The organism is Salmonella sp. FC25216 (genome assembly GCF_057751355.1).
The window spans coordinates 224,600-242,754 of the sequence record NZ_JBDGON010000007.1 but is presented as its reverse complement, the minus strand read 5'-3'; the positions used below and the strand labels follow the sequence as shown (position 1 = coordinate 242,754).

General features: G+C 41.6%; 13 protein-coding genes and 2 pseudogenes. 3 read left to right on the top strand and 12 right to left on the bottom strand.

The genetic code is table 11. The features are described 5' to 3' along the window. Positions 1-61: 61 nt before the first annotated feature. The 12 genes from AC3G3F_RS15910 to AC3G3F_RS15855 form a co-directional block, all read right to left on the bottom strand. A complete protein-coding gene (locus AC3G3F_RS15910; protein WP_063390179.1) occupies positions 62-706 on the bottom strand; it encodes a helix-turn-helix domain-containing protein in 645 nt (214 codons plus the stop codon). 176 nt (positions 707-882) lie between these two features. Next, complete coding sequence (locus tag AC3G3F_RS15905; RefSeq protein WP_053508631.1) at positions 883-1,245, bottom strand: hypothetical protein; 363 nt, start codon at positions 1,243-1,245, stop codon at positions 883-885. A 277-nt stretch (positions 1,246-1,522) separates the two neighbouring features. Continuing rightward, positions 1,523-4,063: a hypothetical protein gene (locus tag AC3G3F_RS15900; protein WP_488395308.1), complete on the bottom strand. Its 2,541-nt coding sequence runs from the start codon at positions 4,061-4,063 to the stop codon at positions 1,523-1,525. Beyond that, positions 4,060-4,572, bottom strand: a complete 513-nt coding sequence (locus AC3G3F_RS15895) for a hypothetical protein (RefSeq protein ID WP_488395306.1) — start codon at positions 4,570-4,572, stop codon at positions 4,060-4,062. Before AC3G3F_RS15895 ends, AC3G3F_RS15900 begins: the two co-directional genes overlap by 4 nt. Before the next feature lie 1,237 nt (positions 4,573-5,809). Continuing rightward, positions 5,810-6,370 carry a disulfide bond formation protein B gene (locus AC3G3F_RS15890; protein ID WP_053508625.1) on the bottom strand — a complete coding sequence of 187 codons (561 nt, stop codon included), beginning with the start codon at positions 6,368-6,370 and terminating at the stop codon, positions 5,810-5,812. Positions 6,371-6,379: 9 nt separating this feature from the next. Next, entirely contained in the window at positions 6,380-6,538 is a 159-nt protein-coding gene (locus tag AC3G3F_RS15885; protein WP_072162024.1) for a DUF5993 family protein, read from the bottom strand. Between the two features lie 139 nt (positions 6,539-6,677). Further along, complete coding sequence (pagO, locus tag AC3G3F_RS15880) at positions 6,678-7,586, bottom strand: PhoPQ-activated DMT family transporter PagO (protein WP_053508623.1); 909 nt, start codon at positions 7,584-7,586, stop codon at positions 6,678-6,680. Between the two features lie 854 nt (positions 7,587-8,440). Continuing rightward, a complete protein-coding gene (locus AC3G3F_RS15875; RefSeq protein WP_070803466.1) occupies positions 8,441-9,187 on the bottom strand; it encodes a fimbrial assembly chaperone in 747 nt (248 codons plus the stop codon). Continuing rightward, positions 9,153-10,478 carry a fimbrial usher protein StbD gene (gene stbD / locus AC3G3F_RS15870; RefSeq protein ID WP_430725251.1) on the bottom strand — a complete coding sequence of 442 codons (1,326 nt, stop codon included), beginning with the start codon at positions 10,476-10,478 and terminating at the stop codon, positions 9,153-9,155. The genes AC3G3F_RS15875 and stbD overlap by 35 nt, the downstream gene beginning before the upstream one ends. Before the next feature lie 4 nt (positions 10,479-10,482). Next, positions 10,483-13,038 carry a fimbrial outer membrane usher protein gene (locus AC3G3F_RS15865; RefSeq protein ID WP_070801545.1) on the bottom strand — a complete coding sequence of 852 codons (2,556 nt, stop codon included), beginning with the start codon at positions 13,036-13,038 and terminating at the stop codon, positions 10,483-10,485. Continuing rightward, complete coding sequence (gene stbB, locus AC3G3F_RS15860; RefSeq protein WP_063390187.1) at positions 13,022-13,783, bottom strand: fimbrial biogenesis chaperone StbB; 762 nt, start codon at positions 13,781-13,783, stop codon at positions 13,022-13,024. The genes AC3G3F_RS15865 and stbB overlap by 17 nt, the downstream gene beginning before the upstream one ends. A gap of 61 nt (positions 13,784-13,844) precedes the next feature. Next, the gene (locus AC3G3F_RS15855; protein ID WP_053508614.1) at positions 13,845-14,381 is read right to left on the bottom strand and encodes a fimbrial protein; all 537 of its coding nucleotides are present in this window, start codon (positions 14,379-14,381) and stop codon (positions 13,845-13,847) included. Between the two features lie 662 nt (positions 14,382-15,043). Between AC3G3F_RS15855 and AC3G3F_RS15850 the strand changes: the two genes are divergently transcribed. The 3 genes and pseudogenes from AC3G3F_RS15850 to AC3G3F_RS15840 all read left to right on the top strand — a co-directional run bounded on the left by AC3G3F_RS15850 (position 15,044) and on the right by AC3G3F_RS15840 (position 18,123). Continuing rightward, a complete protein-coding gene (locus tag AC3G3F_RS15850; protein ID WP_488395303.1) occupies positions 15,044-15,778 on the top strand; it encodes a winged helix-turn-helix domain-containing protein in 735 nt (244 codons plus the stop codon). After that, a pseudogene (locus tag AC3G3F_RS15845) lies at positions 15,751-16,051 on the top strand (hypothetical protein). Before AC3G3F_RS15850 ends, AC3G3F_RS15845 begins: the two are co-directional and overlap by 28 nt. A gap of 498 nt (positions 16,052-16,549) precedes the next feature. Beyond that, positions 16,550-18,123: pseudogene (locus AC3G3F_RS15840) on the top strand (EAL domain-containing protein). Positions 18,124-18,155: the final 32 nt, after the last annotated feature.

The window sequence follows — 18,155 nt, the reverse complement described above, 5'->3', positions numbered from 1 at the left end:
TCTCATTTTGGATTCCAATGCAGCAGAGGTCTGGCAGTGAAGATAATACATAAAAATACTGTTAAAATTTTTCTGGTAATTTTTTATTAATTCTTATAAGTTTTCCATTTTCCATTTCAATGAAACCACCAATTTTTAGTTGTGCTAAAATTTTTAGAATCATGCTGCGTGATAACCTTGAAAATGTCTGCATGTACTTGACAACGGTATACCTTTCCTTGATAGCATAGGAGTTTTCATTTTCCATATAAATTAGATAACTGCGAATTATTTCATAAGCAGATTGTAAACCTGATGTGGAGGCTCGAACTGCTACTGTTGCTAACGTGGGTAACAAAATCTGAACAACTTCACGCCACATGCCATTTTCATCTATAATCTTATTGAAGACGTCAATGTCAACTGAATCCAGTAAGCATGGTGATATTGATTCAAACTCGCAAATAGCACCAGTTTGTCCTAACTGGCCTAGCCCAAGGATATAAGGACTGGTAGTTATACCCAGATTATGTTTTTTTTCACCTTCGCCGATAGATACAAGCAATGCGCCATCAAGCAAAAAATAAATCTTTTTTTGCATTGAATCTTTTTTCTCCTTAGGATCTAAAATACTCCCCGACTCAAGCAAAAATGGCTGTGTAACAGGAAAGAGAGATAACAATTTTTCTATGTATTCGGTGGGTTTATCAATGTCATAAAGATTCATTTATTTACCTGTACTTACGTGTATCCAGAAAAAAATCTATGAAACATAATATTACCAGATATTTTGCATTTGAATCGCCATTAATGGTGTATTATTACACACCTCGTGAACATATTTCGATAAGTGCACTAATGTGAGATTTAACTTCTAATAAAATAACTTTTCATCAATTTTTGCTACTTTTTGTGTCTTATTGTTGCCAGGTGTAGTAGAGATTGGCTAATGGTTGTAATGAATTTTAGTTTTTCCATTGCTACATTCTTGCTCTTTTTTTGTTCTTCTGATAATTTCTTCAAGATGATTTTTGTAGGTAAATTTACGCATTCTTCGTAGCTGATGTTTAATACATTAGCAATGTTTTTATTTACTTTAGGCGTTGTTTTTATAGTGATCTTTTTTTTGTCATCAACCTGCAAGCTATGCTCATCAAAATCTTTCAGAATCTGAGATATTTTTTCTATTTTAAATTGTAAATCCATTATTTCAGAATTATATAATTTAATTTTTTTACATTGAGATTGTTGATCTTTACTGCTCATATTAGCAAAACTCCAGTTTATATATTATAAGAATGAAATAAAATCAGCGTCTGAATACTATTCGCTATCATCATTCTTTTTGCACATATATTGATTTATATATCAAATCAGGTGTAGCGAGAAGCCCAAAATTAGACATTGTTTATGTTTTATACGACACCGCCTTATCGCATCATGGGACCAGCAGTATACGGCTAAAAATGTAACAGCCAGTGCCTGATGTCAAATTCTCAAACACCCGTACTTTCAGACGCTGCATATTATAAGTTTCTGAAAATCAAACCAATAATACACTATAGTGGAAGTCCCTAAGATATAAAGATAGATCGAGATTGGCATTTTGTGGATAACTGATGCCTCTGTTTACTTTATTTTCATAATCTAGCAGTTCGTTGTTATAATAAATTTCAATGTTAGGATCTTGCCAATTACTTATGACCCGATTATTACGATATAATTCTGAAGCATGTTGTTTAGCTGATTCAAGACGCTTAAGGGCAGCTTGAACATTCGCTGGTGGTAATAATTCGCTTAGGGTTTCTGCATAATCAACAGCATCGATAGACATTAATGCGTCGTAAGTCTCCTGAGAAATAAGATCAGGCACTATTTTTTGATTTATCCCAGTAATATTTCTTATGGTTTCTTGACCGATATGATCTAACATGCGAATATCAATTACCGGGCTATGATAATCATCAAGGTATAGTTTTCCCTGCGATGTTCTAAGAAAATAAGGGGTTAACTTATTCCTGTCTTGCACAGATATATTTAGATTATTTACTGATATAATACCTATACCTGTTAATGCTACGCTAAAGGAGGCATCATTATCAATCCCTGTTACTTTTATGTTGCCGGTAAGCTTATCAATATCGATAAGATAATTCTCAGAATGTCGATCTATTTGGCCGGCTAACGCATCAGCCCACTCCAGATTATTTAATTCATGCCGTAAATTTGCTTTTGCAATTTCGAATTTGTTATTTGTTTTACATATGCTAAGAATCGATTCTAACTGGGATTGAGTTATCCCGCCTGTACTTACAAGATCACAAGGTGTTTTTCCAGGGGCTTTATTCATAAAAAGCCCAAACTGTTTTTTATACATTCCCGCTGTTGCTGTTGATACTATATTTTGACAACCTAAATACTTGGCTACCTCACTGGATGCAATATTACGGACTAGCATTTCTGAAAAGTTATTGCCGTCCAAACAATGAAGTTGAAGATTACCTAATCCATAACGACCAACATACTCAGGTTTAAAAACTTTCTCAATAGGATGTTGTCCATGTGGTGCGTTATAAACACACAATGTCACTTCATTTACGCTTCCGCAACCTAGCGTATGAGCTGATTTAAGCCTTTCGGAGGATGAATCCTTTTCAAGATATTTAGGTGGAATACCGCGTGAGTAACATTCTATCAAGGCATCAGAGCCCGGTGAATTATAAAAAGCTTGTGTCAGATAACGTCCAGTGTTAGTAAAGTTTCCAGAGGCGGATTTTATTGATAGCTGAGATAGTTCGATTAATCCAGATGAAAAAACCCGATAATCAAAAGAGTTATATATTGTCCGATTGAAACTATCGCGTACTATTTTAATAAGACTTTGAGGGAGCTTTCCTATAATAGGATAGGACCACGTGTTCACATATTCAATCATTTTTTGTACATCTCGATGTACCGAATTGAGCTCGCTTAAACCCCCAAGCCGTTTTGCCTGTTCTTGTAGATTAGTCTGGAGTTTTTCTGTATATTGTATTATATAATTAATGACTTCTTTTTCTTCCGTATATATGTACGGAATTTTGTCCTGGGCCGTTTTCAGGGTATTTATTGTCGGTTGAAATAGTTGGTTTATCGAATTTTCGAAAACAGGATTAATATTAGCTGTTGCAATTATTTTACATCTTCCGAGTGCGAGATTTAGTGATTTGTTGATAGTGTTGAAAATAATATCGTCATATATTAATTTTGTTCTTTCATATGTTTTATTTTGCGATAGCATTGCGTTTAATTTGAACTGGAGGTTGCGTGTTTTATTTTCTAATCGGTGATAGGCGATTTTATTATTTATCCCATTATTATTTTTCTCTAATATATCCAGCTCAATCAATAACTCGTTGACTTCTTTATAAAATTCTTGCATTGCTTGAGGAGTGCCATGCATATTAGTGACAACATTATCTAAATTTTCACCGATATTTTTCATGATGTCGATATTGTTTTTTCGATTGGAATTATTTGCCTGGCTGGCAACATTGAGCATTTTGCTGATGCGGCGTTCACAATCTTCTGCGCATAAGCTAATATATTCTAGCATATCACCAGTAACCGTTTTTCCATATATTTTTAACTTTTCTTTAAGTGAATATTGCGCTTTAACAGCTTGATTAAGCGCCTTAAATACTTCTGAATCTGAATGAGTTGAAAAATCGTTAAGTTTGTAATCTTCCAGTTTTCGCATGCAAATATCAGCATGACAAATTGCCTTCTTTAGTTGTGTACAGGCATGGGTGGACTGACTAATAAAAAAATTGTGATCTTTATTCTTAGCAGACAAAATATGATTGTTATTTATTTTGTTAATCAGATTAATATGAGATATTTCATTCATACCACCATGATTAGATATGTTTTGTTGTATGATTTTTTTGAGTCGGTTTATGGTCTCAGAATCACTTAGTCGTTCTACAGATGCTCTTGCTCTTATTCCTGGTAACTGTTTTCTGTTGTGCGGTTGCGGATGGCTACTATCCGCTGAACTTGTATTTGGATTGCTTATTAAGAATGTTCTATTTAAAGTTGTCATATATTTTTACCGTGAATTTGTTTTTTATTACTACTTTCAAGTATATCTAACAGTTCTGCTAACGCTGAACCTTCATATATTGTTTTATTATCTCTGGTATTGACTATCTTAAATTTGAATTCATCAGTGTCCATTATTATATATATGTTTGCTTTTTGATTTTGGAAGTGAAATTCGGATTCCATTGCACTGCTGCAAGCATTAACAAATAACTCCCCAATATCCTGTGCTGGCATATTATCAGTCGTGTCAATATCTGAGTATATGCCTCGAATAGGTATATCTAAAGCGACACCACATTGTGATGTTTCCCATATAATGCGCCAGCACCAACTTTGGACCCCATGGCCTACGAGTCCTTTGAATATATAGCCATCATTAAGACTTCTTTTAAAAATACTTTTATCTCTATCGGATTGTTGACTAAATATATCAAACGAAAGTTTTTCTGGTAAGGAATGCGAGTTAAGCATATTAAATGTATTTATATAAATAGATTCATTTTTCATATGACTTCCTGTTTATAATGATAATTAATGCATAGATCTATCTCTCTATCTCCAGACGTTTTACCTCGCTTGCGTGCTCATATTCTAAGTAATTGGAATTACAGGAAAAAATGATTGCAAAGAGCCTCTGGGGGCGAGGCCCTGGGTGAGGGAAACCAACTTATATGACCCGTGGTAACAGCCACCGGTGAGTCTTCACTATACTTTTTTGCCATTTGCTGAGCTGCCTGGACATTGATGCTATACTGATGTACAACACGGTCATTTCGGGCTCTATAGGTTGTTGAATAAAAGCAATTTTCTCTGCTAAGTATGATTCCCCTCAAATGATAATAACTCTTCAATCATCTTATTATTGGCTACCTCTTATTTCAAGAGAGATAAAGTATTTGGTTGTTTATGATACGACTTAAGACTATCTATAGTAATCATATACTAGCAGTTATAAAATAAAATTGCGATTGGGTGGGTACTATTCAACTTCATGAGGAGTACAAATGATTTTTACTAGACTATTATTAGAGTCGTTTGTTTTTATTTTATGATTATTGCCTCTTTCTGAAAGAATGAAAGGTAAAATTACACACATCTGATATTATTTTTGGTTGCTTGCATGAGTATAATCGCAGATTGAAGTGCCCCCCCTCTCATCTGTAGAGTAAATATTTTTTAAGTTAAGGTTATTTTCCACTATAACGGTATTAAAATGTTTTCTGATGCTAAATAGCTGCGCTAAAATAGTAGATCACTTTGAGGGTATTCAGGCCAAACTGTGCGATACCGATCATAGCATCAATTCCACTGTAAGTTTGTTTTTCTGAATTTAACTATGTGGCAATATTTTCAGGAGTAAGATTAGATAAAGGGAGATCAAGCAGGTATGCTAATGTAATGGCTGGGGTAAGTAAACAGAGTGAATACACATCAACGTCAGTCAATTTAAATCAACATGTGATTTAAATTAGTCGCATGTTTTATAAAGACAAATGTGTATTATGATGTGGTTGTTCAGTAGGTTGGAAAGGTATAAACATTGTATTCGTAATGCGAAGGTTGTAAGTTTGATTCCTATTATTGCACCATTACAACGTTACTGAAACGTCCGTGTTAGCCCATAATCATTCCAATTTCTACAAGACAGGTGCTTGCTATATATTTACCAATCAGTCATTTTAAAAGTGCGTCATAACCGGAGAACTGTCCTCGTCAGGAGGCCTGTTTTCAGAAAGGCAACATCCTATTTCGACAGTAGCTTATATGTGACCGGGTTAGCAGCACATTCCCCTCCGCCACATTCCAGTACAGTTGAAATAAGGTTGGCAGTAATCAGTAACAGAAATACCCAACCGACAATACTGAACAGGTCCGGATTAATATTCAATGAACGAAATGCAACATTCATGCTACTGATTGCCAGAACTACCGCAACAGCAATAATAATCAGAATTGACGTAATCAGAGTCCAGGTATAAAAGTGTAATCCAAAAAATGCAGAACCATATCCTGTGTCACCGGGCATGATATGCAAACACATTTGCCGGGATGCCATAACTCCGGTCAGGATACTGCCAATAATTACCATCCCGTAATGTATACCTCGTAGACCAAAGCAGAGGTTAAATAAAAAGCCAAAACCGGCGATGATGAGACCAGCCCGCTGTAATAAGCAAATTGGACAAGGCAGCTCATGCCTAACGAGTTGATAATAAAAGGCTACAACCAGAGCAACGCATATCCCAAGGAGTCCCACCTGATTAATCAGATGAACAAATGTTGTTGGATGATGATGCGTTTTCATACACACTCCTTAAAATGACAAAGTCAGTGAATTGGTCATATGATGAATGAATGATAAAATAGTGACGATGAGTAATACGCCCCACAGAATGTAGCTGACTTTATCCTTTCTGTTTATGGCCCCCATTGCCACGCTCAGTGCAAGCAAGAATGGCAGAAACATGAACATAAAAAACTCCTTTATTACATTGCTTGTTAAATATAATCGCTGTGTATTACCGGGTCTGTATTCCAGCTTATCCACCCCGCATTAGTCGGAGCTCAGTAAGGCATCAGGAATTATTTGCGTTATTATAAATCGATTATTTCTATGATGAATTATCCTGGCATCTGCTGGTTACAGAGATATTTCTGGCGACAAGAGTAAGAAATATCCCGATAGCTAATGGTATAATAAGCAGCATTGAGTGTGTTGAAATAGCATATCCATAAATATAGTCTTCCAGACTTACCGCAATCAGCGGAAAGATAAGAAATACAAGCGAAGCCTGGAAGGCATTAGCCTTTTGCTGAAGCGCAAAGTAGCACAGGATACCAAAAACTCCGGCAAAAGCCCCGAGATACAGGGTAGCTAATATTGAGTGTACTGAGAAGGTTGATACTTGTGGTCTTTCAAAAAACCATCCTGTCGCAGAAAGTATCAACCCAGCTAAAAGGCACGGGAGCGCATTAAATGTGATAACAGAGACAGTACAACTTCTTTTCTTACATTGTGTATATATTATGGCATGGATTAACACAGCAGAAATAAGCGCAGTGATACCCTGCCAGTGACTCTCTGTACTTGTATTCGTTTCTTCAAGAAGTATCCCCGTCAATGCAGTGATTGCGATAGTTAAGCCCGCGATCTGCATTAGTTTCGCTTTTTCATTTAGAAACAACACCGATGCTATCAAAACGGCCACAGGCATATTCGCAAAGATAATGGCGGCAAGCCCAGAGTTGACATAGGTTTCACCATAAATCATTAGTGAGAAAGGAATAGAAAAATAAAAGATGCAAATCACAAACTGGAATAATCGTTGTCCGGGAGGAAACAACAGCGGTTTTTTTCTTAACCATGCAATGATGATTAAAAAAGGTGCTGCAAACATAAACCTCATTCCGGTTGCAAACACTGGAGGGATAGTTTCAACGGCAATTCGCATAGCCAACCATGTAGTCCCCCAGGTTAGTGAAACTAGCAGGAATAATATAGATATCGACACCTTGCGCATAAGATGCTCTCCGTAAAAAAATTAATGTAGCTTTTTAGCTAGAAAAAAGTAGCATTTTCTTCACTGTGTTTTTTATATGTTTAGATAAAAATTTCTCTATCAGAAGATGCAGTTATGCTGAATGAGAAAAATAAGAAATGACTCAGGCTGTTACCACACCATTGTCCACTGCGCCTGCAAGACCTGGCAGCAGTTGTCGATTTAATGTCTATTCTTGCTGGAAGGCATAAAACGCCTTGAAGATGAAGAGCTCATCATTAGTCGGGTTCCCTTGTTGAGCCAGGACAAGTTTAACTTATCGCTTTCAACCCTTACGATGATAAATGATCTTATCCACCCATAGTGGACATACGGCTAAATGAGTAAATTCTCAAGTAAGAGGCAGGATCTGTATCAACCAGTAAGAAGCCCCGGAAACAGCACCGGCTGAATTCCGTCAGGAAGCTCTGAAACTCGCTGAATGTACGTTGCCCGCGAACGATTGTTAATCAGCACCGTATCAAGAATAATTGTTTGTTTCACAAGGAGATAGAAAAAACCTATAGCTTTGCGCCGGGGCGGAGGCAGAAGGAGATAACTCGTTGTAATAGAATGTTTTTATATGGCGACCTTAATACTGGCGCCATTTGGGATAAAATCTAATCAATTAACAAAATTGTGATCCACCTCTAAATTACTTCTCCTGGCCGTACGGCTACCTGGAAGAATTTGTTCTGAGTCAGATTCATCATCAGAGCTTGTAAAACCCATTACGTAGCCGCAGAACATAATGGGTTACCAGAGCAAAACAGTTTATAACGTAACATAGATGTCAGACACACTACGACGCGATACGTTAAGTGTGTCGGTTTTTTTCAATGAATAACTGACATATTATATTTTTCCAGTATGGCTGTATATTGTCGCCAGTTTCCAGATTCATTGATTACTGCATAATTTATCGATGTTCCCGGCATTGGCGAGCGTGTTAGCGGCACATCAAGTGCTGTTTTCGGCGCAACCATGATATCCCCGATACTTTTCTTGCCATCCATCGTTAACGTTAAACTCATATACCACAAGGTAGGGTTAACGATCCGTATATTATTCTCTTTAGCAATAAAACGTAATTTTTTCTCCTCCGCTTCCGTTGGCGCTTTTAACCCGGCTGGGCGGATTAAAATTTTTAGCCTCAAACGAAGCGGTAATACCAGTTTTCGCGGGTTGTTTTTAATGTTATGGGTGACTGGCGGTATCTGATAAATGTTTAGCCAGAAGAGACTCTCCCGGTCCGTTGCAAGCTGCTGGCGGGAACTCAGGAGCAGGCGAAGCGTTCTCAGTTCTCCTGGCTGCATTTTAAATACCGGCGGCAGCGCCACCAGCGGCGTTTTGCTATTATCCGGAGAGGCGTCAATGTTTCCGGCGTCGGTCCATACCTGTAACAGCATCGGCGTTGTATTATCGTTGGATAATGTCAACGATTGAGCGATATCATCTGAAGCAAAAATAATTCGGGTTCTGTCAATATTAACGGCGGCTTGTGCTTGACCATACCATCCCGTCAACCAGAGTAGCGTTAATATGACTTTACTGAAAACTAACCACTGCCTGTAATTGCGCATTCACGCTTCCTGCCGTTACTGTTTGTCCGCCGATCGCCTCAAGCGAGGCAGTAAAATCACCGCTGTAGGTTTCTACTGAACCGGATGATACCCGTGTGGTTAAATCTTTATAGCCATACCAGCCTCGGGCGTTGCCGGCACCCGTCTTGATACGATCGGGCAACAGGTTAATCGGCGTACCGGCATCGTTATAGATGCGGATACCCACTCCGGAAGCTACGCCGGGTTCACCATAATGGGTGTCCAGTAGCCACGACAGACCGCCTGCGGATGTGGTTAGCCCCAGGCGATGCGCCGCCGCCACGGCGGTTGGTTGATTAACTACAAACCCCATCGCGACATTGGCGGCACTAATGGTTGGACGGGGGCTGGATACGGCGCCGGACTCACATTCCAGGCTGACGTGGAAAGGTACCTGGCTACTGCCCCCGGCGGTTAATACGCCGACGGCGACAGGAGGAATTTTCACGATCGCAGGATAATCTGTGATTTTACATAACGCGCCGCGAACATACGTGACGCTATTATAGGTACTCCATGCCCCGGGCCACTCCTTAGGCCAGCCATAATAATCAATAGCATGATCCAGTCCCGTTTTGATTTGCTCAGTAAGCAAGCCTGGGCCTTTAAACGCTATATAACCCCGAGGCTGCGTCCAGGTATCTCTGTCCAGTGGATTCGTGTAGACAAAATGTTGGCTTGAGTCAATTTTAAACATCTCATATAACACGTTGCTAAACGCGCTGGCAGGAATATAAATATATTTATCATCCTGAAACCAACTGTCTGCGGTAAGTTGGCGTTCTTTCCAGAAACGGCTGTAATATTCGCCGGTACTAAGGTTTGTCATACGGACAGCAACATTACGCTCCACATCATAATAGGCGCCTTCCACTTCGGAAGTAAAAAATGCTCCCGCAAAAGCGCTATCGCCATTTGTCGAATACATCTCATAGAGCTTCCCGGCATCGGAGGAATCGCAGCGGTAAAGTACCTGTTTACTGGAATAGGGCGTTCCGGTGGCGGCTGTCAGGAAGTTACCGATGCCACTGGCCAATAGTGTGCCGGAGGGTTGAAATTTTTCACTATTACTGATGCTAATCACCGTTGGTAAACCGATATTACCGGTATTCGTGTCAGTTGCGCCGAGCCAGTTTTGCGCCGTGTAGCCAGCTTTTATCGCCGCGTCAGAGAGCGCGCTCTTATCGATGACTTTTATACATGACGACCATGTTCCGGCGCTAACGAACAGGCTGGTGATAAACAACAGCGTTCGGAAACTAAAAAGCATTGTGCTATTCCTTCTCGCAGATTTTGTTCAGATAGAGAAACGGTTCTTTTGTGTGAAGATCGAGTTGGTAGGCAACCCGGCAACGCTGGTTTGCCCCTTTTCCCCAGCTCACCAGCAGAGAGCCGGACGGATGGGCGATGCGGGCATAAATCTGTCCACTCTGGCCGACCATTCCGATGTTTATGCCTTCACCGTTGAAAACATCAGCGCCCATTGGCGGTATGCCGCCATCTGGCATCTTCACGGAGATCAGCACCGCTTTGCCGCTGATAGTGGCGAAATTGACACGCGCGATGGCTCCGGCATAAGGCACAATCTGCTGGCTTCCTCCCGTTAGTTCGGTATCGCTGCGCATCTTACGGGTATCGAGCGTAACGTTATTGACGCGGTAAGGAGATAACGAAGGCAGAATGGCGTAACCAAAGTGATCAACCACAGCGCCCTGACCATTCTGTACGACCGCGCCCTGCGCGCCATCGGCATGGATGAGCGCAAAGGTATCGCTGGTATAGGGGCCAGCCGTCAGACCGCCAGGGTGGAGTACCAGGGTGCCGGACGCGCCCAGTCCTTCCTGACGATAGTTATCGCCCTGGTCATAGTTGACGCGAAGTGCGCCAAACCGGGTGTTCTGTTGTAGATTACCGCCAAACGTCGTTGATGCGCCGCTATCGCCATTGCGATAACGCTCGTAGCCGCCATAAACTGACCATGACAGGTCGCTGTTCTCACCGCTACTGCCCGTCATTGATACGGTTGAGGAACGGCTTTGACGGGACTGGTTATAATTCATGGCGACAGAGGTTCTGTTTTCGCCCCAATCCAGCGGTATAGAGACATTAAACGACACTGTTGTCTCGGTATATTTTTGTCGGCTACTCACATCCAGTGGTTCGTTGACGCCGTGATAAAAGCGATCGTAATCCCAGGTGGTGCGCTGTCGTGCGATATTCACCCCGTAGCTTATATTCCGCCACTGGTTGCTATATCCCATTTGTAGCTGTGTTATACGCGATTGGTTATTGTAGTAGTCTGCGGTGCTGGCGCTGAGGTTAAGCGTGCCGAGCCGTCCTAACGGTTGGCTTACCGTCGCAGACAGGCGGTTGCGTTGATGCAGCGTGTCGGAGTAGTAATCAATCTCCGTTTTCGCTTCCCGGCGTACGCCGAGCACGTCCTGAAGATCGCGAAAACCGTTGGTTGAATAACGATAAGCCGCCAGTACCAGGTTAGTGCCGGTGGTAAACGTTTTGCTGTAACTGAGTTCCGCGCGCCAGCCTTGTTGGCGATCATTATGCTCTGCGCGCGCATTCGACCAGGTGGCGTTGAGGCCGAACGCGCCCATACCCGTGGCCCAGACGCCGCCCGCCAGCCATGCCTGGTAACGCTGCGCAATTCGTGAACCGAGGTTGAGGGTAATGGTGTTATTAACGCCGTGCTGGAACGTTCCCTCAAAGAAACGATTTTCAATATCGTAGTACTGACGAACCCTGCCGAAGGCCAGCGAATAGTGCCAGTTACCGGGACGTACAGAATCCGGCACGGAAGAATAAGGCACGGTGAAACGTGAGGTTTTACCGCTGGCCTCGATAACCTCTACCTCCAGATCGCCTTGATAACGGGTGTTGTACAGATCGCCAATATAAAATGGGCCCGGCGGAACGTTGGTTTCATAAATCACTTTCCCCAGTTGCTTTACTACCACGTGCGCGCTACTGGCCGCTACGCCACGAACTTCCGGCGCATAACCGCGTTTTCCCTGAGGGCGCATCCGTTCGTCGGTGACAAGCTTAGCCCCGTTAAAGGACAGGCTGCCGAATAAGCTGGAGTCCGTATAGCTATCGCCCAGCGACAGGATACTGTTAATGGACGCGACAGGTCTTTGCACCCAGGTTCGAACACTATTATAGCGCCAGGCGCTTCCGCTCTGGCTGCTATTGGCATAGCGCAGATTACTTTGATGACGGACCTGCCAAAGTCCGAGGTTAACGCCCATGTTTATACCGCTCCATAAGTATTGGTAACGATAATGGCTATCGGTATTTTCGGTGTGAGTCCAGTTTGTGTTATGGCGTAAAAACAGCGCCAGCGCGCCGCTATCCCACTCTGAAGGTGAGATATAACCACGCGGTTTGTGCGTAAGTTCGGTCATCGGAATCGTCAGCAACAGGCGAAGCGTGGCGCTATCAAATTGCCAGCCGGCATGAGGTACCCACTCACTGAGCGGGCGACACTGGGGCGCAGCGCCAGTCGCGGAGAGTGATTTTATCTGTGCCGCTTTCATCACCGATAAGGGCAGGCAGGGTTCAGTTTGTTGACCCTCTTTTACAGCATTAAATCGAATATTAATGCTCGATGTTACCAGCGTGCCATTAACGTAAACGTCGGCAAGATAGTCTCCGGAAGGCATTTGCTGTTCATTAAAACGGGCAATATTTTGTCCGTAAGTGGCCCCCTGAAGTAGCGCAGGATCAAAATAATACTCTTCACCCTGTGCGGAGCCTGAGCAAAATATGGCGATCAATAGCGCAAGGCTTTTGCGGTTCAAATTAATGGTGGGGGACATCGTAGCTCTCGCTTATCCTTGCACCCTGGTCGTTAACCAAAGTAACGGTGACTGTACCGGAGAAGGATTTGAGTGACCGTTTGCCCGGCAGCCACCAGGTTTGGCTGGAGAAAGGGGCAATCATGTCAGCATCCAGGTTATACGAAGCGCCGTTCACTTTTACATTCAGGTTACTTAAAGAGGCAAACCAGGGCAGCGGATTAACAATAACAATACCGCTTTTTCCGGAGCCATTATTAACCGTTTTAATCTGTAGTTTTTTCGCCAGATTATCAGGTTTGCCCAGCCCGTCAGGACGATAGAAAAGTTTTATTCTTGAACGCAGCATCACCAACATTTTATTTTGCCCGCTGTCGCTGCCAATATTCGTTGGGGGCACCTGTAATACGTTAAACCAGAATACTGACTCACGATCCTGCGGCAATTTTTTCGTGTTGTTATAAATTACGCGTACAACCTGGCCAGCTTTGGGTTGAATACGAAATACTGGCGGCGTGGCAATGAACGGCATCGCGCGGCTATTTTCCGGGCTGGTATTCATATCGCCATCATCAAACCAGGTTTGTACGATATAAGGTATTGCGTCATTATTTTTTAACTGCACATCTACGGAGGAGGCTGTCGATGGGTAAATTATTCGGCTACCCAAAATAGTAACGCTCGCCCACGATGCTGTGGCGGGGAGGGCCAGGAATAGAAAAACTATTAAGTAACATAATCCGGAATGTCGGGTATCCATTTTCATCTCAACAACTCCCTGGCGATAGAAAATGGTCTGGTGATTCAACACCAGACCGTAGCGACAATTATTTATACGAAACGGCGTATTGTAGGGTGGCAGCGACTGTCCCTGCCTCTGCTTTCCCGGTAGAATAATACTGTGCGGTATAAGTCGCGCTCGCTTCAGAAGCATTTGGCTCCAGCTGTAGGTCGCCGTCGCCAGTAAAACCGCCGGTCAGATTGATTGGATTATCTGAGGTGTCGAGCAATTGAACTTCAACATTCTTCGCACTGCCAGTATTACCCAGGTTACCGTTACTGGTGACCTGATTACCGACAAAGACGGTGGAGATTTTTGTTGTTTTGTCCTTAGAGCCGGTACACCCGGACAGCCCAATGTCAAACGTGACTGACCCCGCCGTTTTCCCTTGATCTGTTAACTCTTTAGTACTTACTGTCGGCAATAACACGACGGGTTTAGCCTGATTGCCATTAATCACGACAGAGCACGTTTCATCAGTGACTTCCCCTTGAAAGGTGATGGTATTATCAGAAACAGCCATCGCGCTGCTGGAGACAAGAAACGAGCCTGTAACCATGGCTAAATATTTTTTCATAGACATATTATAAAGTTCCTGTATTAATCTTTACTTTTTTCAGGGCGAGTGTAATTCGCCCAAATGTTTCGTGCTTATGGAGACGTGGTAAAATTAACCATCATTAACTCTATTTTGGGATGTAAGCTATACCCTCCTGCCTATCTTTAATGCGATATCAAACTGATAGGATTATTTCTCTTTTGCTGAAATAGAGCGATAAGCGCTTTAGCCCGTATACCTCATTAGTACAACTGATAGTGTTATCATTTGAGTGAGCGTAATTCGATAATAATCCTCTCCGTGACTGAATAGATTAACGACGTTGCAATACAAATCTACACACTTTTGCTATGTAAAATCCGCATCAGCTAAAACTCCCGATGGATAATACGATAGTGAGATTAAGGAAACTTTTCTGAAATGTGCTTCTGAAGCCGTATAATTAGTCTTACTTTTTTCTTACTTTTTGGCTTTCAGAATTTTTCTAAGTTTGCATTAAGGTAAAAAAACATTCAGATTTTACTGTAATATTTTGATTTTTAATGGTTAATTGATGTGAGTGTCAATTATTGTTTACTATGTGTGATACTTTTAAGTTAAACTGAAGTTAATTAGGGGGCTGAATTCTTTTTTGAGCATGATAATATGTTGTCTAAATGATGGATGCAGTTACCTTTAGGATTGTCATGAATGAAAGCATATTTTTACTTGATAAGCGTGTTGTATTTGATAGTACGAAAATGACCTTATCGCAGGGTAATGAGATACTCAGAATATCAGAAGCCGAGACCCATTTACTTCTTGCTTTTTGGCAAGGCCTTTATAAAAAAGAAGATATTATCCATTTTGTCTGGGAGAATCGTGGAGGCTGTGTCTCAGAATCAAGTTACTATAAACTTATTAATCAAATGAGAAATGATTTTAGTAGCATTGGTCTACAGTCATCTGACATCGTAACTCGCCCTCGGGTTGGTGTGTCGTTGTCTGTTTCCATTGAGCCTATAAAAAAAATAACCACCGTAAAGGTACAGGATAAAAACGTTAATGGCAACCTGTCGCGGAAAAGCATAATCTATAAAATTAAACATAACAGTGCTTTTATAGTATTAGCAGGAGTCATTATTCTGATATTATTCTATGGGATGTTTCATATATATAGTGCACCTTCCCGTAAAAGTCCTGATGCTTTTTTTACGTATCTTGGTGAATATAATGATTATGTAATCTATAAAACCAAAGAGGATAAGGTCACGTTAAGCGAAGTAGTTTTTGCCTATAACTCTCTGAAAATTAAAATTTACAGGCAGAATGGACGCCATCTTTATTATATCAGGGAACCTAATCTGAATATTTTTCTACAATGCTTAAATCCTGTTGAAATGGCGGTGCCAAAATGTATTACAGTAAAAGAACGTTATTGATTATGTTTATAATATTCATAATCATTATCGTAATAGGGTCTGTAACAGTGCTTGGGTGGATAAAACGTGATTCTTATAGAGCCAATAATCTTATATGCACGACAAAATCAGAGGCTTATATTGAACCACGAAAACTGTACATGGATGGTGGACTGGTTCTGGATCTTAAATCCGGCAGGATTACCGTACACTACGATGTTACTACCGATACGAAAGAGAAACGGCTTTTTTTCCGTGACATCTGCATCAGTAAACTGCGCAGAACAGGTATGAAAACATTTACTTTTAAAGTCAATTCAGTGAAGACTTTTGACTCTGATACTGCTGGCGATTTATTCTCCTGGTTGAGACTATTACAACCCGGTACGATTAATGAGTTAAAGATTGTCAACATTGGAAAAAACACCTATATGTTTTCGCTTAATCGGCATTTGTATAATGTGTGTACCACCAGTAGTAATGCTGAGTTACAATGAGTAATACTGTTTTTAATTGGTATTCGTGCCATGATTATTATGTTAACTTAGTGTCAGACTAACATATCGCACGTGACTTTATTTTAGATATCTGCTATCACTCATTTTAACGATGGCATCCTGCATCTGTTGAGTATTGATATTTTCTTTTATGTTTTCGACACAGGGTGTGCTGTCTTGCTATCATTAAGAACATATAACGTATCTCTTAATATTTCTTTTCTATATTAAGTTAATTTGGTTATCATATCAAAGCGTACAGTGGCAAAAGAAAGGCTGGTAAGAGGACAATGTTATGAAAGTAAGAAAGATATTTCTGATGTTGTTTATTGCCGTTCCACTGATCGTAATGATATTAGCGGGGTTACTCGCCGGTATCTTCCAGCTAAAAAGAGATATCGCCGTCAGCGCCAATACGCTGCTGCGGTTTAGCGCGGATATGTCAAACGCCTCCTGGCAAGTCGCCGGAAAAGCCGCCAGTCTGGCTGAACGTTCCTGCACTGACACGCTGAAAGAACTGTCCAGAACGCGGGCCTTCACTCCTTATGTCCGTGACATTGGGTTTCTGGAAAATGGCGATATCACTTGCTCCTTTGTCACAGGAACTGAACGCTATCATTTTTCCCGGCTGGCAGGGTTTTCTTTACCTGCTTCTTATCCGGCTCGGTGGCTGCGATCCATCGGTAGTATGGTCGAAGGGCCAGATCGGCTTGTCGTGGTTTATGTGAAAAAAATAGCAGCGAATAAAGCGGCCTTTGTCATTGTGGATTCCAGTATGTGCAGGAGCTCATGGAGATATTGGCGGCAGAAAGAGCATCTGGTTTTAGTCTAACATTCGGCACCGGGGATGCTATTACAAGCGCTGCGACATTGTACGGTAAGGCATTTTTAACGCAACGGTTCACCTCAACAGATCATTCTATCCAACTGATGGTACGCACTCCCTTCTCAACATTATCGGCATACTGGTTACACAATCTTTTTATTTTTGTTCCGCTATCATTATGCTTTTCTGTAGGGATGATTTTGCTCTACAGGCGCTGGCATTTAAAACGCTTATCTCTGGCCCGGGAGATTGAGCGGGGAATAGCGTGCAATGAGTTTACGGTACATTATCAACCTGTTTTTAATGTTAAACGCGGCAGTTGCGGCGGCGTGGAGGCGCTTATGCGCTGGCCGCAACCGGATGGCCGTTTTATGACCCCGGATATTTTTATCACCGCGGCAGAAAATGAAGGAATGATTATTCCACTTTCTCGTCATTTGTTTGAATTGATTGCACATGACGTAACAAACTGGAATGTACCGGATAATTTTTATATCAGCGTAAATATATCGCCTGCGCATCTTATGGATGACGGATTTATACAAGATGTAGAGGCGCTCAGGGCTCATCTGGGAATCATAACGCTTATGCTGGAGCTCACCGAGCGTAGCCTGATTGTAGAACCTTCACTGGTCGCAGAAAAACTTTCAACGCTCCGTGAAAAAGGTGTGTTAATAGCGATTGATGACTTTGGGACTGGCTATTGCTCTCTCTCATATCTGCAACAATTGCCTGCAAATTATCTTAAAATAGACAGAACATTTATCGATACAATTGATACCAGCAGCAATGATGTTCCTGTACTGGATACTATCATCACGCTGAGTCAGCGACTGGGACTCAATGTGGTTGCCGAAGGGGTCAGCACTCATCACCAATTGCGTTACATTTTAAGCCACGGCGTAGGATTCGTTCAGGGATTTCTTTATGCCAGGCCAATGAGGGCTACTGACTTTATGAGCTGGCTTGATAAGTCAGCCTGGCGGCAAAATAGTTTGCTCAACGGGGAGAGCGGGCCAGCGAGCGGCCTGGCGTCTGAATAATGCAGAAATCCGCTACTGAAAAAATTCAATAG